The following is a 23710-nucleotide window of genomic DNA, read 5'->3' as shown; positions in this document are numbered from 1 at the left end:
AGCGCACGATGCAGAGGCAATGCAATATATTTTCCCCTCGAACCCGAGCGAGGCCCCAATGTTTCTCATAAATTCGAATAGCGCCTACAAGTCTCCACTGGACCCACGGGACGCGGAAGCTCTTGGCCCGGTGGCTGCCGCGGAGGTCGAGAGGTTCCTGTCGCACCGCCAAAACAACGCGAAGACGCCGTTGGTGTCCCTCGGCGGCCTTGCTCGCAAACTCGGGGTGTCGAGCATCCATATGAAGGACGAAGGCTTCCGGCTCGGCCTTGGCAGCTTCAAGGCGCTTGGCGGTGCCTACGCGGTGATGCGTCTTGTGCTCGAGGAGGCAAGCAAACGCCTTTCCAGGCAAGTCGATGTAACTGAACTTCGTTCACCTGAGGTCCTTGCCGTGGCAAAAACCATGACGGTTGCCTGTGCCACCGATGGCAACCACGGACGTTCCGTGGCCCAGGGGGCGCAGACCGTCGGCGCACGTGCCGTGATTTTCGTTCACTCGGGCGTCAGCGACCAACGTGTGGCGGCCATCGCAGGATTTGGCGCCGACGTGTGCCGCGTCGAGGGAACCTACGACGACTCTGTCAGGGAGGCGTCCAGGGTTGCGATCGAGCGTGGCTGGACAATCGTGTCGGATACGTCCTGGCCCGGCTATGAGCGCATTCCAAGCCTTGTAATGCAGGGCTACACCGCGATATTCCGCGAGGCACTCAGGGAGTTGCAGGACCCGCCGACCCATGTTTTCGTTCAGTCAGGGGTTGGCGGCATCGCTGCTGCGGCAGCCGGCTATCTCGCGCTTGTCATGGGGGACACACGCCCGATCTTCACAGTTGTTGATCCCGAACGTGCAGCATGCATCGTCGAGAGCGCCAGGGCCGGGCATCCGGTGACGGTCGACCACGGTGAGCCGACAATCATGGCCATGCTCGAATGCTACCAGCCGTCACTGGTAGCCTGGCGCATCCTCTCGCGTGTGGCAGACGCGTTCATGACCGTAGACGAACACGACGCAGTCACCGTCATGAAGAGGCTGGCCCACCCGGTCGGGGGAGACCCCGCCGTCGTGGCGGGCGAAAGTGGTGGCGTTGGCCTGGCCGGATTGATCAGGGCCATCGGTGATCGGCAGATCAAGGCTCATTTGCGGCTTGGAGATCAATCGCGCGTCCTTGTGATCAACACCGAAGGGGCGACCGATGCGCTCAAGTATGAGGCGATTGTCGGGGAAGCACCAGGATCAGTTTTGTCGAGAAACGCAGGGGCGGCGGCATGACTGGATCATCGGTAAATGAGGAACGCTTGCTCGGACGTCTGCGTGAACTCGGCTCCATCGGCAGGGACAAGGATGGCCACCTTGTCAGGCTTGCGGCGTCCGACGCGGACAAGCACGGCAGGGATCGCTTGATCGTCTGGATGCAGGAAGCCGGGCTCGACGTCGCAGTCGATCGCATCGGCAACATCTTCGGCATCTGGGCGCCGATACAGGCCGACGATACAACAAAACCGCTGATGCTGGGGTCTCATATCGATACTGTGATCAATGCAGGGGTGTTTGACGGCTGTTACGGTGTCCTTTCGGGACTGGAAGTCGTAGAAACACTGAAATCAGAGGGCTTCAATCCGAACCGACCTATCGCGATTGCTGCATTTACCAACGAAGAAGGCGTGCGCTATGCGCCTGACATGATGGGGTCGCTGGTCCATGTCGGCGGACTTGATGTCGATGAAGCGCTTGCCACCGTAGGCACTGATGGATCTGTCCTTGGTGAGGAGCTTGCCAGAATTGGCTATGCCGGACCACAAGAGCCCGGCTTCCTGCAACCGCACGCCTATATCGAACTCCACATTGAACAAGGGCCGATCCTCGAGCGCGAGGAGACCCCGGTTGGGGCCGTCGAGAACCTGCAGGGCATTTCCTGGCAACGAGTAACCATCGAAGGAGATGCCAACCATGCAGGCACGACACCCATTTCGCTGCGCCGCGATGCCGGCTTGGCAGCAGCGCGCGTCATCACCTTTCTGCGCGACCGGGCGAATGCCTCGAACACCCCTACGGTCGCCACAGTCGGGTGCATGGAATTCGAGCCAAACGCAATCAACGTGATCCCGTCGAAAGCGACATTCACGGTCGACCTGCGCGATCCGGATGAAGGAAAATTGTTGGCGGAAGAAGCTGCCTTGGCAGCATACCTCGATACGGTTGCAGACGATGAGCAGGTCACAATCACCACGAAATGTCTGGCAAGATTTCAGCCGGTGACTTTCGACTGCGGCATTGTGGCGGCGGTCGTGGAGGCTGCGACGGCCCGTGGATTGAAATCGAAAAGGATGACTTCCGGTGCAGGGCACGATGCTCAGATGATCGCCAGGATCGCACCCTCGGGGATGATTTTCGTACCCAGTATCGGCGGCATCAGCCATAACCCCAAGGAATTCACGCCCAACACCGATCTGGTCGCAGGAGCCAATGTGTTGCTTGACGTGGTCCGCAATCTCACCGCACCGGAGAACTGATCTGATGACCGACATTGAGACGCTCCATGCCGAAATGAGTGAGTGGCGGCGACACCTCCATGCCAATCCAGAATTCGGTTTTGCGGAGCAAGCCACGGCTGCGTTTGTCGCCGACAAACTTAGAACATTTGGCCTCGATGAGGTCGCCGAAGGCGTCGGTGGTACCGGGGTTGTCGGAACCCTCAAGCGAGGGACCGGCAACCGCGCCATCGCCTTGCGAGCCGACATGGACGCCCTGCGCATCACCGAGCAGGGTGACATGCAACATAAATCCCGCAACTGCGGGCTCATGCACGCCTGTGGTCACGACGGTCACACCGCCATGCTCCTCGGAGCCGCGAAGATGCTTGCCGCAGAAGGCGGTTTCGACGGGACGGTCCGCTTCATTTTCCAGCCGGCCGAGGAATGGGGCAAAGGCGCACTCGCGATGATGTCCGATGGTCTTTTCGAGAAATATCCGTTTGATGAAATCTATGGCATCCACAATATGCCGGGTCTTCCTGTTGGTTATTTCGAGACAAAACCTGAAGAATTCATGTCGGCGGAGGACAATTTCGAGATCACGCTCAAGGGGGTCGGGGGACACGCCGCCCGACCGCACTGGGGCAGCGAAGTCCTGGTCGCCGCCTGCGCCATCGTCACCAATCTGCAGACGATCGTCGCGCGGCGCATCGACCCCGCCGACATCGGCGTCGTATCGGTCACTGAGCTCATCACCGACGGTACCAGGAATGCCCTGCCCGGCATGGCACGCATTCTCGGTGATGCCCGCAGCTTCCGCAGGGAGATCAGCGAGCGCATCGAGCAGCAGATGCGGATTATCGCGCAAGGCACTGCGCTTGCCTATAATGTCGAGGCCCATGTCCGTTACACGCGTGAATTCGTTCCACTCATGAACGACGCCGCCTTGGCTGCCGAAGCCATGGCCGTGGGAGTAGAATTATATGGCGCGTCGAACGCAAGGGTCGCAGCAAAACCGATGACGGGATCAGAAGATTTCGCGCAGTTCCTCAGCCGGGTGCCTGGGTGCTTCGTCTTCCTCGGCAATGGCGAGACATCGGCTCCGCTCCACAATCCGAATTATGACTTCAATGACAACGGCCTTGTCCATGGTATGCGATTTCATGCAGCAATAGCGCGTCGACGCCTGGCAAATTGACCAAAGCGACGGCAGTTGCAGGCAAATTTTCGCCATCGAGGATCTAGCGCCTTGCCACTGAAGACGATCATCGCAACGTGCGACGAAGTGACGTTGGTCCGCCGGTGTTTCTAGGCACAACGCGGGCGACCTCAATCTCAAAAATCGAGCCAAGTGCCCTACCGAAGGACCTGGCGGTCTGGCCAGGCTTTGGTTCAAAAGTGACCCAAATCTTTAGTCGGTCTTCTGATCGCAACGTATCTTGCGATAGCAGCTATCCATTGTCAGGCCCTACAAGCCTTTTCAACCCGTTGTGGATCGACGAGGCCGGTGCAGTGGCAAGGTTCGAAAAGATATCACGCAGCAAATCCGCTAACAGATTTACGACGAGTGGCGAGTGACGAAGTTTTGGCTTTAACAGCCAGACGTCAACGTGCTCCGCCGGTTGAAGCGGCCGCCGAACCACGTTGTCAAGATCCAGGCCAACGAATGGCGGAACGATCGTGACGCCTGCTCCTTCGGCCACCAGCATTGCGGCGGTTTCGGAGTATGGCACCTCGATCCTGCCGCGTGAGGGGGCACTGAGGATCTGGAAGACGCGATCAGCTCTGGTAAACGAGCAGTCGCTGGACGGTAGCGCGATGAATGTCTCGGATCGGATATCGTTGATGTGAAGCTCTTCCTTGTCAGCCAATGGGTGATTTGCAGGAAGCATACAAACCAACGGAAAGGTTATCAGGTGCTCACTGGACACCTGTGGGTGGTCGACCGGTATGGTCGACAGTCCGAGGTCGACTTGTTGGGTTGCGACCATATCGAGAATACTGGGCGAGCTTCGTGACAGGACCTGTATGCGAAGGTCCAGGCGCTTCATGTTCTTCGCAAGGATCGATGGGATAAAGCGAACGGAGAATGCCGGAGGGGCCGCTATGCTGATCTCGCCCCATTCATGGTCACGAACAGCGCGCGCCACTTCCTTGATGCGCTTTGCTCCATGGAAAACCTTCGCAACCTCTGTCGCGAGGATCTCTGCTTCACGCGTCGGCACCATTTGGCCACCTCTCCGCTCGAACAGGGCGAATCCACAGTCCAAAGTGAATGATTTTAGCAGTTTGGATATCGCCGGCTGGGTGATTCCCAGTCGCTCCGCCGCGCGTGTCGCGGACCCCGTTTCAATCACCGCATGAAAAGCTTCGATCTGGCGTACGTTCATTAAGGCGCTCCATGAGTTTTGGTTATGTTACTGCTCCATTTTGACATTTGACAATCATTTTGGAGCTGAGCTTTATGGAGGCGCTTGCTGAGAGGCTACCAGATCGCCTGCCCTCCCGGACGATGTGTCGAACGCTTGGCCATCGGAGCTCTGTCACTCCTTTGAGACCTTGGAGGCATGTGAAATGAAGCATACTCTCGCTTTGGCTGCGTTGATGGCTGGACTGGCAACGTCGGCGATGGCCGCACCTTTGACGGTCTGCCTGGAGGGAGCGCCCGAGACGTTCAATCCGCAGCTAACGAGCAACGGCACGACCGCGACTGTCCTGGAGCAGATCTATGATGGCCTGGTCACGGTCGAGCCAGGCGGATCGCAGATTGTTCCTGCACTTGCTGAACGTTGGGATGTTTCGCAAGACGGCCGCACATACACCTTCCATCTTCGCAAGGGCGTCAAGTGGCAGACGACGGCGGATTTTACCCCGTCACGTGAGTTCAACGCCGACGACGTCATGTTCACCTTCGATCGGATGATGAAGCCGGACCATCCCTATCGGCAGGTGAATGGCGGCAGCTACATTACCTTCAACACGAAGCTTGCCGATGAACTGAGCAAGGTCGAGAAGATCGACGACTACACGGTCGCGTTCACCCTGAAGAAGGCGCTCGCACCGTTCCTCGGCATCATGGCCCACGGCTCCTTGAAGATCACGTCAGCCGAATATGCCGACAAGCTGCTTGCCGCCGGCACGCCCGAGCTATTTGATCGCAACCCCGTCGGAACCGGTCCTTTCCAACTGCAGGACTACCAGACTGATGCGGTCGTCAGGTTGTCTCCATTTTCCAGTACCTGGGGTGCTGAACAGCATATCGCTGCGAATACGCCAATGGTCGATGGCATCATCATGGCCATCAGTAGCGATGCGTCGGTGCGCGTTCAGCGGGCATTGGCCGGCGAATGTGCAATATCGTATTTCCCGAGCCCGGCCGATGCCAAGGCGATACAAGACAGCGGAAACCTGGACCTCGTAAGGGTCAAGGTCGCATCGTCCGGGTTTATCTCGTTCAACTTCACCATGGACAAGTTCAAAGACATCCGCGTGCGCCGGGCGCTCGCTCAAGCGATCAACATGAAGTCGCTCGTCAATGTGGTGTTCGACGGCATGGGGCACGAGACAGGAGCGGTCATCCCGCCGTCCCTCTGGGGTAGCGCGACAGATCTTGGGCCTTATCAATATGATCCCAAGCAGGCGAAAGCGTTGCTTGCCGAGGCGGGCTTTCCCGATGGGTTTGCGACGCAGATCTGGGCAGTGCCCGTTGCTCGCCCCTACATGCCCAACGGTCGGCGCGCTGCGGAAATGATCCAGGCAGATTGGGCCGCCATCGGCGTCAGGGCAGAGATCATCAGCTACGAGTGGGCAGAATACATCAAGCGGGCGCGCGAGCACGAAGCCGAGGTCGGCATGTTTGGTGGCATCTGGGACTTTCCGGATCCGAGCCAGATCCCCAGCAACTATTTCTCGTGCAATTCCGATGGAAAGCCAAGCCCGTCGAACATTGGCGCCTGGTGCAACAAGGACTTCGTCTCCTTGATGGCGCAGGCCGGGTCGATATCGGATCAGGCCAAGCGTACCGAACTTTATCAAAAAGCTCAGCACGTTCTCTACGACGACGTGCCAGCGGTTATGTTCGGAAGCGCCGACCAGTTGATGGCGGTCTCCAAGAAGGTCAAGGGCTTCGTCCCGGCGATCTTCGGGACGTCACGAATGTCCGGCGTGACGGTCGAGGATTGATGTCACAAACTACATGCTGACGAACAGGTTGAAAGTCGAGGAACAAAAATGCGGGTTATTGTCATCGGTGGAGGTATGTTCGGCGCGAGCACGGCCTACCACCTTGCCCGACACGGAGCGGAGGTCGCAATTTTCGATCAGGTCCATCCTGGCAAAGCGACGCTCGCAGGCGCCGGGATCGTGTGCCCCTGGGCAACGCAGATCGAAGAGCCCGAATGGTACGAAATGTACGCTGCTGGTGCGCGATACTACGATCAGCTGATCGCGGACTTGTCCAGCGATTCAGAGACCGAACTTGGCTATCGGAAAGTCGGTGCGCTGGTCACCTCCTCCGATGCCGGTGACCTTAAATCCGCCGGAGAACGGATTGAGCGCAGGATTAAAAGCGCGCCGGAGGCAGGGGAGGTTTCCCTCCTCTCACCGACGGAAGCGAAGGCAAAGTTCCCGGTTCTACGCGAGGATCTCCCAGCATATTTCATACCGGGAGGAGCTCGCGTTGACGCACGGCTGTTGTCGGCTGCTATGATCCGCGCGGCTGTAAGGCGAGGCGCGACCTACAGCAACGACTTCGTCACCCTGGAGATACATGACGAGCGCGTTCGCTGCCGCATTGGATCCGGCAAGATCATCGAGGCGGACGAAATCGTAATCGCGGCGGGGGCGTGGGCCTCGCAAATTCTGGAGCCACTTGGCCTTGCTCACCCGGTCAAGCCACAAAAGGGGCAGATCGTCCACCTCCGCCTCCCCGGCGTTGCGACCGCACAATGGCCGGTTCTTCTGCCGATGACGAGCCACTATATGCTGGCGTTCGACGACAGTCGTGTCGTCGTCGGCGCGACGCGAGAAACCGATTCTGGTTTCGACAACCGTGTAACGGCGGCTGGCCAAGCGGAAGTCCTCAATGCCGGCCTTCAGATTGCTCCCGGTCTGGCGAATGCCGAAGTGATTGAAACCCGCATCGGCTTTCGTCCCGCTGGTCCGACGATCAAGCCGATCTTCGGACGGGTGCCCGGGCTGCAGGGGCTGAGTGTCGCAAATGGCCTGGGAGCCGGGGGCATATCCATCGGCCCCTATGCCGGCAAGCTCCTCTCCGAGGTCATCAGTGGCAAGCCGACCGAACTTCCAGTGACCGCTTACGCGCCAAGTCGCTGACAACGGGTCTGAGGCAGACCTTGTTTCACCCTCGCGTGGGCGGGCTGCGGAGATTCGCGCCTGTCCAAACGAACCACGTTCCATCAACGACAATAGGAAATACCAATGGTCAAGCGCATCAGAAAAGCTCGCATCATGCATGGGGCCGTCGAGCACAATGGTCTTTTGTTCATTGGCGGCCATGCCGCTGTCAACATCGATCAGGGCATGGAAGGTCAGACGCGCGAAGTCTGCGCGAAGCTTGATGCCGTTCTTGCGGAAGGCGGCTCCGACAAGAGGAACCTTCTACAAGCCCGTATCTACATAACGGACATGTCAAAGAAGGAAGAAATGAATGCGGCCTGGCTTGCATGGTTGGCAGATGAGGACCTTCCGGCTCGCGCGACGATCGGAGTGGCCGATCTCGGTGATCCACGTCGATTGATCGAGGTGACGGCGATCGCTGCCGTAAAGGATAAGTAGAGCGCGACTTAAACGTCGGCGGGCGCAACAATTTCCATGACCGTCCGCCGTCATGTGGTCGACACCGCTGGCTGACGGCAGCAAGGGGCCACGTCGAGACACAGCAATCCGCTCGTCTTTCTGTTTGCGGGAAGAACTGGTTGCGTTTGCGTGAGAATCCGGGCTCTTCGGGATGCTTGCACGAAAGCCGTTGTGGATCAGATCCAATCATTCCGCGCCTTCAGCGCGGGTTGGACGAGCCGCATCCTTCAGGGAGCGGCGTCTTTTCTCCTGCGAGACCCAGGCGTCTGGGACAGCGTTGCTGCAGCACGAACAGTCTACGCGCAACGCCGCAGCGCACTCGCGTCAGCACTTCGGGACCGCGGTGTCCCTGTGCAGGACAGCCACGGTCTGTGCCTATGGGTGCCGGTTGCTTCGGAACCGTTCGCTATGGTCACATTGGCCGCTCGCAACATTGTCGTGGTCCCCGGAAGTAAATTTTCGGTCTTGCCGAGCAATCACATCCGGGTTGCCACTTCCATTCTTCGCGGTTCAAGCGAGCATATTGCTGACGCTATAGCGTTGGCCTTTCATCCATAATTCCGGGTGACCGATTGAGAAAAGATCGGTGCAAAGTGCGCTTTGCGCCATGTGCGAGGAACGATGAACCCGGCACGCAATTTCTCGCCCGTTCAAGTCGGCTCGCTTCCCTTTCTTACCAATTCGTCACCGAGCCATCCCGGCGTTTCAGATGAGGCGCCTCCCAGAATTCAAAACTCTGCCTGGCAATCAACTCCTCGTTCACTTCGACCCCCAGGCCGGGCGCATCGGAAACTGGATAGCAGGCAGCCTCAAGCCGTGGCTGGACCGGAAAGAAGTCAGAATTGTCAAAACCCAGATGCGTCTCCGCGGGGCTCGCCCGCGTTTCCAACCAGGCAAAATTCGCAACGGCGGCGCAGAAGTGGATCGTGGCAGCTGTGCATACCGGGCCGAGTGGATTGTGCGGCATCATGTCGACATAGTGAGCCTCGCTCCAGCCGGCGACCTTCATCGATTCAGTCAGACCGCCGACGTTACAGACATCAAGGCGATTGAACTGGTGAATGTCGCGCTCGATGAAGGGCAGGAACTGCCACTTCGACGAGAACTCCTCGCCGATCGCAAATGGAATATCGGTCATTCGACGCAGCGCCTCGTAGGCGCCCGGTGTTTCGTCGCGGATCGGCTCCTCGAGGAAGTCGAGTGTGCCCTTCGGCATCTTCTGGCAGAAGCTTGCAGCTTCAGCGACCGTCAGGCGGTGGTGATAGTCGATGCCCAGAACGATTTCCTCGCCCAGTGTTTCCCGAGCTTTGACGCACCATTTCGCTGTCATCGCGATATGTTCGCGGGGCTCGTAAATCTCCTTGTGCTCGTGACCCGAGGGTGAAAGTCGCATGGCCCTCCATCCATGCTCGACCAGCATCTGTGCCTGCTCGATCATCGCTGGCCCCGGCTCCGCGAAGGTCGTCGCAAAGGTCGGTATCCGGTCGCGCTGCTTGCCGCCGAGCAGCTCGTAGACGGGCACGCCAAGCGCTTTGCCCTTGATGTCATGGAGCGCGATGTCGATCGCCGAGATCGCGGCCTGCAATACGCGACCGCCCTCGAAATACTGGCTGCGATACATCTCCTGCCAGAGCGCTCCGATCTTGAACGGGTCGCGGCCACGCAAGAATTCCGCATAATGTTCCAGCGCACCGACGACCGCCTTCTCGCGGCCGGAGAGTCCACTTTCGCCCCAGCCGAAAATCCCCTCATCGGTCTCGACCTTCACCAGAAGCTGGTTGCGAATGCCAACCTTGACGGCGTAGCTCTTGATTGCTGTGATCTTCATGTCCGTTCTCCGGTTACCAGTGCCAGAGCGTGCCGTCTTCGAGACGGTTCACAGGCAGATAGGCGCGCTGATATGGATATTTCTCGGCAAGCTTTTCATCGATATCGACACCGTGGCCGATCGCATCGCCCGGATGGAGATAACCGTCATCCAGGCTCCAGGCACTCGGGAACACCTCAAGGATTTCCGGCAGGTAGCCCGAATATTCCTGAATGCCGAAATTCGGCACCCAGAGGTCGAGATGCAGGTTGGCGCCGAGGCAGATCGGCGACATGTCCATTGCGCCGTGGCAGGCAGTGCGGACATTATAGACGCTGGCGAAATCCATGATGCGCCTTTGGGCGGTCACACCGCCGGCATGTACCGTGGTCGTCCTGATGTAGTCGATCAGCTGCTCTTCCATCAACAGCCGCGCGTCCCAGATGGTGTTGAAGACTTCACCCACGGCAAGCGGTGTCGTGGTGTGTTTGCGGATCAGACGGAAGCCCTCCTGATACTCGGCCGCCACCGTGTCTTCCAACCAGAAGAGCCGTGCAAATTCGAGGTCTTTACCCAACCGCGCCGCTTCGATCGGCGTGAGGCGGTGGTGGCTGTCATGCAGGAGCTCAATATCCCAGCCATGCGCCTCGCGGACCGCCTTGAAGAGTTCGGGAACATAGCGCAGATATTTCGACGTCGACCAGGTTTCCTCGTGAGGAATGGCATCGTCTGCAGCGTTGTTGGTGACCGACTTCTTGCCGGTGCCATAGACGTCAGGCAGACCGGGAATGCCGACCTGAACACGGATCGCCTTGTAGCCCTGCTTAATCCGCTTGCCGACCGCTTCGACCGCTTCGGCAATATCAGTGCCCTGCGCGTGTGTGTAGCACAGCACCTTCTCGCGGCTGGCGCCGCCCAGCAGCTGGTAAAGCGGCATGTTGGCGGCTTTCGCCTTGATGTCCCAAAGTGCGGTATCGATACCGGCGATCGCCGCCATGGTCACAGGACCGCGGCGCCAATAGGCTCCCTTGTAGAAATATTGCCAGATGTCCTCGATGCGGCTTGGATCGCGGCCGATGAGCAATGGTGCAAGATGATCCTGAAGATAGGCTACGACGGCCTTTTCACGACCGTTCAGGGTGGCGTCGCCGACCCCTGTCAGCCCCTCGTCGGTGAAGATCTTGACGGTGACGAAATTGCGTCCGGGCGAGCAGACAATGATTCTGACGTCGGTAATTTTCATGACTTATCCGTTGGCTGAAACTGTACGTGCGGGGTCGTAGCGGAACCGGTTGTGAATGCGCCGGTTGCGCGGGTCGGGATGAGGAATGGCGGAGAGCAGCGCGCGGGTATAGTCATGCGCCGGATTGTTGACGACCTGATCGGTCTCACCCGCCTCCACGATCTTGCCGCGATACATCACAGCAACGCGGTCGCACATGTAGCGGATAACCGACATATCGTGCGAGATGAAGACGTAGGAGAGACCGAGCTCGTCCTGCAACTTCATCATGAGGTCAAGCATCTGTGAGCGCAACGACACATCGAGTGCCGAGGTTGCTTCATCGGCAACGATCAGCCGCGGCTTGAGCGCAATTGCCCGCGCAATACCGATACGCTGTCGCTGACCGCCGGAAAAAGCATGCGGGTAGCGTTCACGCCAGGCCGGTTCGAGGCCGACCTGCTGCATAAGTTCCGAGACCCGATCATCGAGGGATCTGCCCTTCACGCCATCGAGCTTCAACGGCTCGGCAATGATCTGGCCGACCGTCTTGCGTGGGCTGAGCGATCCGACCGGATCCTGGAAGATCATCCGGATATCGTGGCGAACATCCTTCAATGTCGTTTTGTCGGCCGAGCAAAGATCGACCGTGCTGCCGTCAGCGCGGCGGTAATTCATGGCGCCGGCTTGCGGATCGTAAATGCGCAGCAAGCAACGTCCCATTGTCGTCTTGCCCGAGCCGGATTCACCGACGATGCCGAGGGTTTCACCGGCGCGAACGATCAGCGACACGTCGTCCACTGCCTTCAGGCCGGATGGGAAAGTCAGCGACAGGTTCTTGACCGCGAGTAGCGGTGGCGCGCCAACGGGGATTTCGGATCGTGTCAGCCGAACTTCCGCCTTCTTCTCCAACTTGACGACCGAACCGATCAGGCGGCGCGTATAGTCGTCCTTTGGTGCGTGGAAAATCTGCTCCACGGAGCCACGCTCCATCACCTTGCCCCGATACATCACCAAGACTTCGTCGGCGATTTCGGCAACGACACCCATGTCGTGGGTAATGAAGAGCACGGCCATGCCGTGGCTGTGCTGCAGTCGTTTGATCAGATCGAGAATTTCGGCCTGGGTGGTGACGTCGAGTGCTGTCGTCGGCTCATCGGCGATCAGAACCTGGGGATTGCAGGCGAGCGCCATGGCGATCATGACCCGCTGGCGCATGCCTCCGGAGAATTCGAAAGTGTAGCAGTCGATTGCGGTTTCAGGGCGCGGTATTTCAACCTGGCGCAGCAGCTCGAGAACGCGGTCGCGCTGCGCCTTGCCGCGAATGCCGAAATGTATGCGCAGCGCTTCGCCGATCTGCGCGCCGATACGATGGACGGGCGACAGTGAACTCATCGGCTCCTGGAAAATCATGGCGATCTCCTTGCCGCGAACGCCGCGAATTTCCTTGCCGCGCGGGTCGAGCTTGGCGAGATCGACCGATGAGCCGTCTCCCCGCGTCAATACGATCGAACCATCCTCGATACGACCGGGTTTATCGACGATCTGCAGGATGGAGCGCGCCGTAACCGACTTCCCGGATCCGGATTCGCCGACAACACAGAGTGTCTTTCCGCGCTTCAGCTCGAAGGACACATCGTCGACCGCCTTGAACAGACCCGTGCGCGTCGGGAAGTAGGTTCTCAGGTTGTCGACCTTGAGGAGTGTATCGTTGTTCATGGTCATGACACCGACTCGTAGGGATCTGCGGCATCGCGGAGGCCGTCGCCGAGGAAGTTGAGGGAAAGCACCGAGATGACGATTGCGGCAGCCGGCGTGAACAGGAGCCAGGGCGCTTGAGCGACCGCGCGGATGTTCTGCGCCTCCTGAAGCAGCACGCCCCAGGAAATGATCGGCGGCTGTAGACCGACGCCGAGGAAGGAGAGTGCGGTTTCAGCCAGGATCATCGAGGGGATCGCCAGCGTCAGTGTGGCGATGATGTGGCTCATGAAGGACGGCACCAGATGGTGGAAGATGATGCCGAGCTCGCTCATGCCGTCGAGACGTGCGGCAATCACGAAGTCCTCATTGCGCAGAGAGAGAAACTTGCCACGCACCTCCCGCGCCAGGCTCGTCCAGCCAATCAGCGAAACGATCAGGGTGATGACGAAATACGTCCTGAGCGGTGGCCAGCCAACGGGGATTGCTGCCGCCAGCCCCATCCATAGCGGGATCGTCGGGATCGAGCGCAACAGCTCGATGAAACGCTGGATGGCGATATCGGCCCAGCCCCCGAAAAATCCGGATATGCCGCCGATCGTGACGCCAAGGATGAGGCTCATGAAGACCCCGACAAGGCCGATCGAGAGGGAGATCTTGGCACCATGGACCACGCGCGAGAAGATGTCTCGCCCGAGGCGATCTGCGCCAAAGATGTACATGCTGTCTCCCGGCATCGGGTTGGTGAGGCCAAAGAGCTTGGTCCTCATAGGGATGAAGCCGAGAAGAGTGTATGGCTGCGCCGCAGGTACGAAAAAGCCGACCGGGATCGGCTTGGCAGGATCCGGGGTGAACTCACGCCGCATGGATTCTGTGTTAAGCGTCATCTTCAGCTGATTGACGTGCGGGCGCAAGGAGCCGTCCAGCAGAAGCGATATGCCCTGTGGAGGGGCGTAGGTGAAACGCGCATTGGTCGCGTTGGGATCGAACGGTGCGATGAAATCCGCGAAAGCAGCGACGAGATACATGAACACGATGACGACAAGGCTTGCCAGCGCGATCTTGTGCTTCTTGAATTTCAGCCAGAAGAGCCGCCATTGGCCGGCAACCGCAATGTCACTGCGGTGAAGGTCGATTGATGTGCCGGTCTCCGGCGGGAGCTGAGTGATGTCTGTCATTGGAACCGGATCCGCGGGTCGGTGATGGCGAGCAGGATGTCGGAAATCAGCGTGCCGATAATGGTAAGCACCGAAATCAACAGGATTAGCGAGCCTGCGAGATACATGTCTTGTGCAAGCAACGCGCGCAGCAGCAGCGGTCCCGTCGTCGGCAAGCTCATGACAACCGAGACAATGATCTCACCCGAAATAACGGCGGGCAGAATCCAGCCGAGCGTCGAGATCAGCGGATTGAGTGCAAGCCGCACCGGGTAGCGAATGAGAAGCTCGAATTCGGACATGCCCTTGGCGCGGGCCGTCGTCACATAGGGCTTGGACAATTCGTCGAGCAGGTTGGCGCGCATGATGCGAACGAGCGCTGCAAGAGAGCCGAGACCGATGACGAGCACGGGCAGCCAGACGTGTTTGGCAAAATCGCCAAGCTTGGCAAAACTCCAGGCTGCGTCGACGAAAGCGGGCGAAAACAGGCCGCCGACACTTTGGCCGAAATAGGCCGACATGACGTACATCGCCGAAAGCGCCATCAGGAAGTCAGGCACGGCGAGAAAGAAGAAGGCAAGGAAGGTCGCTGAATAGTCGGAGATCGAATACTGGCGCACGGCCGACAGGATGCCGATCGGAATGGCGATCGCCCATACGAAGCAGAGCGTCAGGAAGGACAGGAGGAGCGAGAAACCAAGGCGGCCCCAGATCAATTCGGTGACCGGCTTGCCGAGCTCGAATGAAATCCCGAAATCGCCATGCATGAGGATCCCGGCCATCCATTTGTAATATTGGAAATACATCGGTTGATCGAGACCGTAGCGCTCACGCATGGCGGCAACCGTGCCCTCTTCGACCGCACCACCCTGGCTTGCCCAGTCGGCCATCAGAGTCGTGAGATAATCACCGGGCGGGAGTTGGATGATGATGAAGGCGATGATGGAAACGGCAAGGAGTGTCGGTATCGCGAACACCAGCCGTTTGGCGATATAACGGAGCATGATTTCTGACCGCTCGATGGGATCGAAGGGGCGGACCGGGGGGAAGTTTCCCCGCCGGCCCGGAGGAGTTTAGTTAGCCGGCTTGTCGAAGTACCACTGGGTCAGCGTCGGGGCTGGATGCCAGAGATTGCCGGTGATCGGAATGCCGTTGACGACATTCTTCAGGTTCTTCGACACCATCATGTATTTCGGCATGGGGCGCGAAATGCCGATGTTGAGGAAGTTGTCAGCGGAAAGATTGAGGAATTCCTTCATCTTCTCGCGGCGATCGTTGTCGCCCACGGCAGCGTTGACCTTGTCGTAGGCTGCCATGAGAGCCTTGATCTCGGCTGGAGGTTCCTCGCCCGTGGCGTGGTTCGAATACCACTCGCTCCACTTCATCGCGAAGAAGATGTCTGCCTTCTGGAACGGCATGTAACAACGCGGGTCGGTGTAGACTTCAGACAGGCCGCCAACGCAGTTCCAGATATAGGCGTCCTGCTCGTTTGCTGCCCACATGGTGTTCAAGCGAGCGCGATCCGTGGTCCGCAGCTGGATGTCGATCCCGACGTCCTTGGCGTATTTCTGCACCATCTGCATCACGTCGGGATAGGAGAGCCCGAAAACGTCTGCCACCATGAAGTTGATGGTGAAGCGCTTGCCGCTGTCGTCGAGACGGAAACCTTCCGCGTCTTTCTTCGGCATGATCTTGTCGAGCATGTCGTTGGCAAGCTTCGGATCAAATTCCGTGTATTGCTTGGCTTCACGCTCGTTGAAAAGCTCGTGCTCGGGCTGCGTCGCCACCTGCGCCGGGGCGCCCTGGCCGACATAGACGAGATCGATGATCTCCTGCCGGTTGATCGCGTGGCTGAGCGCGATGCGGAAATCCTTGTTCTGGAAAAGCTTGCGCTTGGTGTCGTCGGTCGAGTTGAGATTGAGCAGGATGACGGCATCATTCGCCGGCAGGTCCTTCACGTCGACAAAGCGATAATTGCCGCTTTCCTGGCCATCGAAGAGCACCGACTTGAAGGTCGAATTATTGATGTGGCGGAACGCGAAATCGAACTCGCCCGACGTCATCTTCAGCGCCATCAGCTGTGGGTCGTCGAGCTTTGCCCAGGTGACGCCGTCGATATAAGGCAGCTGGTTGCCCTCAGGATCCACCTTCCAATAGTAGGGATTGCGGGTCGCGACGACGCGTTCGCTGTCGGCATAGGGTACCGTCAGGATCCACGGGTTCATCGTTGGCAGCTGGAGGTTTTGCCAGTACGGCGGCTGGAAGGTCAGGGAGACCKTCGAGTTGAACAGCGCCACCCAATCGCCTGCAGCCGGATTGGCTTTCAGCAGAGCGGGGATGCCGTCCTTGTTATACTTCTCGTGGAACTGGCTGAGGTAGTGCTTGGGGTAGATGACCGGCAGATGACCCTGGCCGTAGGCGAGCTGTTGCAGGAACAGGCCATAGGGGCTGTCGAATTTGAATTCGACTGTCAGGTCGTCGATCTTGCGCACTTTTACCGGTTTGCCCGCGACCGTAAAAGTCGGGTTCTTGGCCGGCGAAAGCGCGTCGTTCATGAACACGTCTTCGTACCAGAACATGATGTCATCGGCCGTGAAAGGCTGGCCGTCGCTCCACTTCAGCCCCTTGCGAAGCTTGAAGGTGTAGGTGGTGGCATCATCCGATGCGGTGAATTCCTCCGCCAGCGAAGGTATCACCTTCTGCCAGGCCGGATCCCAACGAACGAGCAGTTCATTGGCGATGGTACGGGTCAGATTGTACTGGTCGCCATTGGCGAGAATGGTGGTGCGCAGCGTGCCACCGTATTTGCCTATTCCATCAACCATCGCTTCGACGAAGGGATGCTCAGGAAGCCGATCGGCAACGGCTGGCAGCTTGCCGGCCTTCACTTGCTCGTCGAGCATTGGCGCCTGTTTGAAATCCACCGCAAAGGCAGGAACAATCGCTCCCAAGAGCGCCGCACTCAACAACCCCGTCGATAGGACGAGGCCACGCAGCTGTTGCTGGTAACCCATTCTTTTCCTCCTGATAACCGGCCCTCTCCGCCGACTGAAAACGAAAGCCAGGTCGGCAATCGCGTGGAGCGAAAACTTTCAGATCGTACATTATATGTCAATCGGAATGTACAAACAATTTGAAGAGGTATTGGCAAACCGGGGGAAAGTGTATTAAAAGCAGTCTTATGACCACGATAACGCGAATGCCCCAGACCATGCCTGACGGTGACGAGTTGACCGAGGAAAATGGCGCGTCCATCTACGAGCGCCTGCGCGATGACATCATCCATGGCCGCGTCAAGGCCAACGAGCGCCTGAAGGTCGCCGAGCTCGCCGCGCGTATGGGCACCTCCACCAATCCGGTGCGAGAAGCATTGCAGCAGCTGCGCGGCGAGGGTTTCGTGGTCATGATGCCCAATCGCGGCGCCCGAGTGCGGCCGATTGACGAGGAGTTCGTCAGAGATATCTGCGAAATAGAGGTCTTGATCGAGCCGGCGCTGACGCGCTGGTTTGTCGGGGTTGCGACGCGAGCAGATGTCGATGAACTGGAGCGCATTCAGGCCGAGATCGAAGCCCTGAACTTTTCGGATGAGCTGAAACACTCAAATCTGGACATGCAGTTTCATCGGCTGATGTACGACCGGCACTACAACAGGCACGCTGTCGATCTCTGGATTCGCCATCGTCAGATTTTATGGGCGATAAGTCGCGGCTTTCCCACCTCCCTGAGCCGCCAGTCGAACGTTCGTGAGGAGCATCGCGAGCTCATCGGATGCATCAAGGAGCAGGATGCGGACGGGGCGGCGAACGCCATTGCCAAACATGTTGGTGGATCAGGACGGCACATCATCGAGCGCATGCGTCTCAACAAGCAGCGGCCGTGATTTAGCCGAAGCTCGGCCATCGCGCCGGCCGGGGCCGTCATGGTTGTTGCGCCTTTCGATGATGGGAAATGGCCCTCGCGGAAATTGCGATCGGGACGCTGACCTTGTCCACGCGCCGACCGTTCGTTGCCTTGCGGCAGACCATGGCTGGGCTCATGACGCGAGGTGCCTTCGGCAATACAGGGCAAGTCCTTGATGCACGCGTGATCACGAGATAACGTATACGTCACCGAAAACATTCCTGAAGTCCAATGTCATCGAATTCCGACCGGGTAGACGTTGCCCATCGCACTCTCCGACAGGCCATAATCGAACAGGCGCTGAAAGCCGGAACCAGGCTGCCAGAAGACGAGATTGGCAGGCACTTCGCAATGAGCAGAACCCTGGTTCGCGCCGTGCTGGCGAAACTGCAGGCCCAGGGGCTCGTCGACACCTACCACAAGCGAACTGCCACGGTTGCCCAGCCGAGCCTCGACGAGGCGCGCAATGCCTTTGCTGTTCGGCGCGCGCTTGAACGGGAGGTGATGAAGGCGGTGATCGCGCGTTGGAGCCCGGTAGTCGAGAAGATCCTCTCCGATCACGTGCAGGAAGAAGGGGCCGCCCATGCCAAGGGGGATGTGCGCCTGTCGACCCGGCTAGCCGGCGAATTCCACCTCAAGCTTGCGGAACTCTCGGGTAATGCGCTGCTCGAACGATATCTCTCCGAACTCGTATCCCGCTGTTCGCTGATCCTGGCCATGTACAGCCGGCCGCACTCGAGCGAGTGCGCCATCAGCGAACATTCCGGACTGATCGGCGCGCTCAAGAAGGGCGATATCGCTGCGGCAGAGCATCTGATCGACGACCACCTGTCATCGGTTGAAAGCAGGGCCCTGCTCGAGGACGATACCGCGGCGGAACTGGATCTCGGCTCGATCCTCTCGCGCTTTTCCGCCCGTGGCAGCGGCTAGGCTGCCGCTTTTTCAATGATGTATACATGATCATGCATTTTATGTAGACGTTCGAAACCGGCGGCGACACGCGTGTACGTGATGGTGTCGGCGGTTTTCCTCGAATGAATCCATATATCTAGCCACTCTGTGCTGCCAGGAGTCCTTTTCCGATACAATCTGGCACCATTGTTGCATACATGATTACGGATATCATGTAGCCAAGAAGCGGGTGGATATGCCAAGATGACGACGAGCAATCCGGAGCTGCCCGAGCCTGGTCGCCGCCGAAATGAAGGCCGCAGAAGCTGCGATCACCAGCGCCAAACTGAAGCCGTTTGCCGGCGTGAGCAAGGACCAGAAAGGCACGGGTAAAGGTGACCAAGGGCCAGGAACTGGCGGATGCCGATATCAAGGGCATGACCTGGCTGATCGAAGGCGTGCAGGGAACCCTGCCGCAGAACTGATCGTCGCACGACGATCGATTGACAGGCCGCCTCCCCGATCCCGTCGGGGAGGCGTATTGATGATACAACAAAGAAATCGAGGGAGATCCCGGTGACCGAAACACTTTTTACAAACGCCAAGCTCGCCGACGGCACCTTCAACGACATTCTGGTCTCCGACGGCCGCATCTCTTCCATCGCTGCTGCTGGGTCGAGCTCCGGCTCTGCGCGCACGCTCGATATTGCCGGTGCGCTTCTCGTCCCGGGCTTCGTTGAGGGCCACATCCATCTGGACACGAGCTTCTACGGCGACAAATGGATCCCGCATAAACCTTGCACCAACGGGTTTGACGTGCATGAGCGCGTCGCCTTCCAGGCCGAGAACATGGCAGCCGCCGCACCGATGGACGAGCGTGCCCGCAGCCAGCTCGACCTCTGCATTTCGAACGGCGCGCTGCAGATGCGCAGCCATGTCATGGTCGATGGCTCGGTCGGGCTGAAATCGCTCGAGACCATCCTGGCCGTCCGCGAAGAATACAAGGACATCATCGACATTCAGCTCGTGGCCTTCCCGCAGAGCGGTATCCTGAAGAGCCCCGGCACGCGCGACCTGATGGACGAGGCGATTTGCATGGGAGCCGATCTGGTCGGCGGGCTCGATCCGCTGTCCTTCGATCGTGATATCAAGGGGCATCTCGACGCGGTCTTTGGAATTGCCGAAAAACGTGGTGTCGATGTCGACATACATCTCCACGATGCCGGCACGATGGGCGCCATGACGATCGAGGAGATCTGCGCGCGGACCGCAGCACTCGGCATGCAGGGGCATGTGGCCGTCAGCCACGGCTACGGGCTTGGGGACCTCGCCCCGGATGCCGCAAAGAAGATCGCCGCCGTCATTGCAGAAAGCGGCGTCTCGATCATGACCAACGCTCCAGGAAATCACAATTTCCCGCCGGTCGCATTGCTGCGGGACGCCGGCGTCAATGTTTTTTCAGGCAATGACAATATCCGCGATTCGTGGTGGCCCTTCGGCGATGGCGACATGCTCCGTCGGGCAGAGATCATCGCCTATCGCTCCGGCTTCTATACGGATACCGAGCTCTCCGCCGCTTTCGATGTGGTTACGACAGGAGGCGCCAAGGCGCTCAATCTTGAAGGCTATGGCATCGCCGTCGGCGCCAAGGCTGATTTCGTGACACTCGCCGCCGACCACATTCCGGAGGCAGTCGTCGCCGTCCCCAAGCCGCGACGCGTCTTCAAGCAGGGTCGGTTGGTGGCCGATAACGGCGCAGTGGTCCGCTGATGCAATTTTCAAGCAGGCAGACCGAAACGGGCGGCGCGCGATCGCGTGATGGCATGGTGACAACACCGCATTGGCTCGCCAGCGAAGCCGGTGCCCGGGTGCTTTCACGCGGCGGGAATGCGATCGAGGCGCTGGTCGCGGCTGGAGCAGCACTTTCGGTCGTCTACCCGCATTTCTGTGGTCTCGGCGGAGACGCCGTCTGGATGGTCTCCGACGAGGCCGGCGATGCACGGACGTTCCTCGGCATAGGCCAGGCGGCAGATGTTGCCGTCCCCGGCAGCACGATCCCATTGCGCGGCGCTGCCTCGACCTTGACCACCGCCGGCCTGGTCGACAGCTGGGACAAGGTGCTCAGCTATTCCGCAACCGCTTGGGGTGGCACCGAGAGCCTGTCGGGATTGCTGGACGATGCGATCGCCCTGGCCGGAAACGGTTATGCCGTGAGCGCGTCGCAGGCATTCTGGTTCGATTTTCGCGCCGCCGAATCCGACGCGTGGCTGGGATTTCGCGACCTTTTCAGGCGGGACGGTATCCAGTGCCAGCCGGCCCTGGCGAGGAGCCTCGAGGCGATCGCCAGAAACGGCGCCCGCGAATTCTACGAGGGGGCGCTCGCCGGCCGCATCGCAAGCGGTCTTGCCGCGGCCGGCTCGCCGCTTACTGCTGCCGATCTTGCAGCGACAAGCACCCAGGTCGTTGCGCCCGTGCGACTATCCTATGGTGAAACAGTACTTTTGGCGCCGCCACCCCCGACCCAGGGCGTGACCACACTCGCTATCATGGGCGTCCTCGCTCATCTGTTACCGGCAGACAAGGCGGTTGACAGTGCGTCCTATTATCACCTGCTGGTAGAGGCGGTGAAACAGGCATTTCGCGACCGGCATCTGATTGCTGATCCGGCATTCGGTGACGATGTCTCCGGGGCACTCCTTAATCCCGATCGACTTGCCGGGAAGGCCGCCGCAATTGACCCCACCCGTGCTGCCGCCTGGGCGCATCCCTATCGGCAGGGCGACACGTCCTTCCTGGCCGCTGTCGATTCCAGCGGGCGGGCAGCCTCGATGCTTCAAAGTATCTATTTCGATTGGGGCAGCGGCGTCGTTGCCGGCGATACAGGCATTCTCTGGCAGAACCGCGGCGCCGCCTTCAGCACTGATCCCATAAGCCCGAACCGCTACGGGCCTGGAAGGCGTCCATTCTACACCCTCAATCCCGGCCTGGCGCTGAAGGGCGGCCGCCCGCATCTGGTCTATGGCACGCAAGGTGCCGACGGTCAGCCGCAGACGCTGGCACTGCTGCTGAGCCTCCTCATAGACCATGGCCTCGATCCCCTGGCGGCCCTTTCCAGGCCACGCTTCCTGCTCGGCCGTACCTTTTCCGATAGCCGCGACAACCTGAAGATCGAGGAGAATATTGGCAGTGACGTGATCGCGGCGCTTGCCTTGATGGGCCATGAGGTCACGACGATCGCTCCGCTCAGTCCGCTCGGCGGTCAGGCCGGTATCATCCGCATCAGTGGTGACGGCATGTTGGAAGCAGCTCACGACCCTCGCAGTGACGGCGGGGCAATCGGCCTATGAGCACTGCTGGCGACAGTCCGCTCGACCTGCTTATCCGCAATGTCCGGGTGAAGGAGCATGGTGGACTCGTCGATATCGCTGTTCGTGGCAACCGGATCGTGGCGATCGAGCCCGGGTTTCGTTGCGAGGCCGTCGAGGACTTCGAAGGCGATGGCGCTTTTGCGTTTGGTGGTTTCGTCGACACGCATGTCCATCTGGACAAGGCCTGCATCCTCGATCGTTGCTCGATCTGCGAGGGAACACTTGCTGAAGCCGTGCGACAGACCTCCAGCGCCAAGGCAGACTTCACCGAGGCGGACGTCTATGATCGCGCCGCCCAGGTCGTCGAAAAGGCGATCTCGCACGGCACTGTGCGGATGCGAACCTTCGTCGAGATCGATCCGCGCGCAGGCTTTCGCTCCTTCGAGGCAATCAAGCGCATCAAGACGGAATACGCTTTTGCGATTGATATTGAAATCTGCGCGTTCGCGCAGGACGGTCTCACGAACGAGCCTCAGATGCTGGACATGCTCGACCGGGCGCTCTCAGAAGGGGCCGATCTCGTCGGTGGCTGCCCCTACACTGATCCCGATCCGGTCAGGCATGTGGACCTGATCTTCTCCCTCGCTGTCAGGCACGGCGTCGCAGTGGATTTTCATCTCGACTTCCATCTGGATCCCGGCCAGAGCGATTTGCCGGCTGTAATCGCGGCCACAGAGCGCCATGGCTGGCAAGAACGGGTCGCAATCGGCCACGTCACCAATCTTTCGGCCATGCCGCTGGCCGATGTCATTCATATCGCCGACAAACTTGCTGAAGCGGGCATCGCGCTCACCGTTCTTCCGGCGACAGATCTTTTCCTCACTGGCCGCGGGCACGACCGACTGGTGCCGCGGGGCGTCGCACCGGCGCATGTCATCGCGCGACGCGGCGTCGTCACCTCAATCGCCACCAACAACGTCATGAATCCTTTCACTCCCTATGGCGACGCCTCGCTGATCCGGATGGCAAATCTCTATGCCAATATCGCACAGCTTTCGCGGGACGAGGACGTGCACTCGGTCTTTGAAATGGTGGGACAAACGGCAGCGAGGCAGCTCGGCGTTCCGCACGGCCTTTGGGTCGGCGGTGACGCGACCATCGTGCTTGTCGATGCGGTCGGCCCGATGGCGGCTGTGCGCGAGGTCGGCCGTGTCCTCGCCGGCTGGAAGAATGGCCACATGAGTTTCAACAATGGTCGAGCTCGGATCCGCAGGCGCTCACTTGTGTGAACACGGTACCAATGTCGACGGTGTAACCGTCTTGTGCCTGTGTGGCTCTGAGCCTGCTGGCCTGGAAACAAATCAGACGGAGGGTTCAAGGGGACGCCGTTCCGGCGCCAATGTGCCAGCCATTGAAATACATTAGAATTGACGCTATATAA

The 23710-nt window shown here is 59.4% G+C and carries 19 protein-coding genes; 12 read left to right on the top strand and 7 right to left on the bottom strand.

All coding sequences use genetic code 11. The features are described 5' to 3' along the window. Positions 1-58 precede the first annotated feature (58 nt). From AC1DPR_RS06775 to AC1DPR_RS06765, 3 genes are read left to right on the top strand one after another with little or no spacing between them, the layout of a single operon-like run. Positions 59-1267 carry a diaminopropionate ammonia-lyase gene (locus tag AC1DPR_RS06775; RefSeq protein WP_477815986.1) on the top strand — a complete coding sequence of 403 codons (1209 nt, stop codon included), beginning with the start codon at positions 59-61 and terminating at the stop codon, positions 1265-1267. Next, positions 1264-2508, top strand: a complete 1245-nt coding sequence (locus AC1DPR_RS06770; protein WP_477815985.1) for an allantoate amidohydrolase — start codon at positions 1264-1266, stop codon at positions 2506-2508. Before AC1DPR_RS06775 ends, AC1DPR_RS06770 begins: the two co-directional genes overlap by 4 nt. Before the next feature lie 4 nt (positions 2509-2512). Next, positions 2513-3667 (top strand): amidohydrolase, encoded by a 1155-nt coding sequence (locus tag AC1DPR_RS06765; RefSeq protein WP_477815984.1) that lies wholly within the window; start codon positions 2513-2515, stop codon positions 3665-3667. A gap of 253 nt (positions 3668-3920) precedes the next feature. Here the strand turns inward: AC1DPR_RS06765 and AC1DPR_RS06760 are convergent, their stop codons facing one another. Then, positions 3921-4859: a LysR family transcriptional regulator gene (locus AC1DPR_RS06760; RefSeq protein WP_477815983.1), complete on the bottom strand. Its 939-nt coding sequence runs from the start codon at positions 4857-4859 to the stop codon at positions 3921-3923. A 184-nt stretch (positions 4860-5043) separates the two neighbouring features. On the opposite strand from AC1DPR_RS06760, the gene AC1DPR_RS06755 reads away from it, so the two are divergent. The 4 genes from AC1DPR_RS06755 to AC1DPR_RS06740 all read left to right on the top strand — a co-directional run bounded on the left by AC1DPR_RS06755 (position 5044) and on the right by AC1DPR_RS06740 (position 8844). Then, positions 5044-6651, top strand: a complete 1608-nt coding sequence (locus AC1DPR_RS06755) for an ABC transporter substrate-binding protein (protein ID WP_477815982.1) — start codon at positions 5044-5046, stop codon at positions 6649-6651. A gap of 48 nt (positions 6652-6699) precedes the next feature. Beyond that, positions 6700-7803, top strand: a complete 1104-nt coding sequence (locus AC1DPR_RS06750) for an NAD(P)/FAD-dependent oxidoreductase (RefSeq protein ID WP_477815981.1) — start codon at positions 6700-6702, stop codon at positions 7801-7803. A 105-nt stretch (positions 7804-7908) separates the two neighbouring features. Then, entirely contained in the window at positions 7909-8265 is a 357-nt protein-coding gene (locus tag AC1DPR_RS06745; protein WP_112824510.1) for a RidA family protein, read from the top strand. A 120-nt stretch (positions 8266-8385) separates the two neighbouring features. Beyond that, positions 8386-8844, top strand: coding sequence for an aminotransferase class I/II-fold pyridoxal phosphate-dependent enzyme (locus AC1DPR_RS06740; protein WP_477816024.1), 459 nt, complete (start codon positions 8386-8388; stop codon positions 8842-8844). 115 nt (positions 8845-8959) lie between these two features. Here the strand turns inward: AC1DPR_RS06740 and AC1DPR_RS06735 are convergent, their stop codons facing one another. From AC1DPR_RS06735 to AC1DPR_RS06710, 6 genes are all read right to left on the bottom strand, one after another. Continuing rightward, positions 8960-10114 (bottom strand): mandelate racemase/muconate lactonizing enzyme family protein, encoded by a 1155-nt coding sequence (locus tag AC1DPR_RS06735; protein WP_477815980.1) that lies wholly within the window; start codon positions 10112-10114, stop codon positions 8960-8962. 13 nt (positions 10115-10127) lie between these two features. Continuing rightward, on the bottom strand, positions 10128-11336 hold the full coding sequence (gene manD, locus AC1DPR_RS06730) for a D-mannonate dehydratase ManD (protein ID WP_477815979.1): 1209 nt from the start codon (positions 11334-11336) through the stop codon (positions 10128-10130). A 3-nt stretch (positions 11337-11339) separates the two neighbouring features. Beyond that, a complete protein-coding gene (locus AC1DPR_RS06725; protein WP_477815978.1) occupies positions 11340-13040 on the bottom strand; it encodes an ABC transporter ATP-binding protein in 1701 nt (566 codons plus the stop codon). Continuing rightward, positions 13037-14191 carry an ABC transporter permease subunit gene (locus AC1DPR_RS06720; RefSeq protein ID WP_112645742.1) on the bottom strand — a complete coding sequence of 385 codons (1155 nt, stop codon included), beginning with the start codon at positions 14189-14191 and terminating at the stop codon, positions 13037-13039. Before AC1DPR_RS06720 ends, AC1DPR_RS06725 begins: the two co-directional genes overlap by 4 nt. Beyond that, positions 14188-15174 carry an ABC transporter permease gene (locus tag AC1DPR_RS06715; protein WP_018855673.1) on the bottom strand — a complete coding sequence of 329 codons (987 nt, stop codon included), beginning with the start codon at positions 15172-15174 and terminating at the stop codon, positions 14188-14190. Before AC1DPR_RS06715 ends, AC1DPR_RS06720 begins: the two co-directional genes overlap by 4 nt. Positions 15175-15243: 69 nt before the next feature. Beyond that, the gene (locus AC1DPR_RS06710) at positions 15244-17184 is read right to left on the bottom strand and encodes an ABC transporter substrate-binding protein (RefSeq protein ID WP_477815977.1); all 1941 of its coding nucleotides are present in this window, start codon (positions 17182-17184) and stop codon (positions 15244-15246) included. Positions 17185-17369: 185 nt separating this feature from the next. Between AC1DPR_RS06710 and AC1DPR_RS06705 the strand changes: the two genes are divergently transcribed. The 5 genes from AC1DPR_RS06705 to AC1DPR_RS06685 all read left to right on the top strand — a co-directional run bounded on the left by AC1DPR_RS06705 (position 17370) and on the right by AC1DPR_RS06685 (position 23558). After that, positions 17370-18050 (top strand): GntR family transcriptional regulator, encoded by a 681-nt coding sequence (locus AC1DPR_RS06705; protein WP_477815976.1) that lies wholly within the window; start codon positions 17370-17372, stop codon positions 18048-18050. A gap of 251 nt (positions 18051-18301) precedes the next feature. Then, complete coding sequence (locus AC1DPR_RS06700; RefSeq protein WP_477815975.1) at positions 18302-19000, top strand: GntR family transcriptional regulator; 699 nt, start codon at positions 18302-18304, stop codon at positions 18998-19000. Positions 19001-19537: 537 nt separating this feature from the next. Further along, the gene (locus AC1DPR_RS06695) at positions 19538-20731 is read left to right on the top strand and encodes an amidohydrolase family protein (RefSeq protein ID WP_477815974.1); all 1194 of its coding nucleotides are present in this window, start codon (positions 19538-19540) and stop codon (positions 20729-20731) included. Further along, positions 20731-22308, top strand: coding sequence for a gamma-glutamyltransferase family protein (locus AC1DPR_RS06690; protein WP_477815973.1), 1578 nt, complete (start codon positions 20731-20733; stop codon positions 22306-22308). Before AC1DPR_RS06695 ends, AC1DPR_RS06690 begins: the two co-directional genes overlap by 1 nt. Further along, a complete protein-coding gene (locus AC1DPR_RS06685; protein ID WP_477815972.1) occupies positions 22305-23558 on the top strand; it encodes an amidohydrolase family protein in 1254 nt (417 codons plus the stop codon). The genes AC1DPR_RS06690 and AC1DPR_RS06685 overlap by 4 nt, the downstream gene beginning before the upstream one ends. Positions 23559-23710 lie beyond the last annotated feature (152 nt).

The organism is Rhizobium sp. 01T417, from assembly GCF_056398905.1.
The sequence above is the reverse complement of the archived record's forward strand: the minus strand, read 5'-3'. Positions and strand labels throughout refer to the sequence as shown.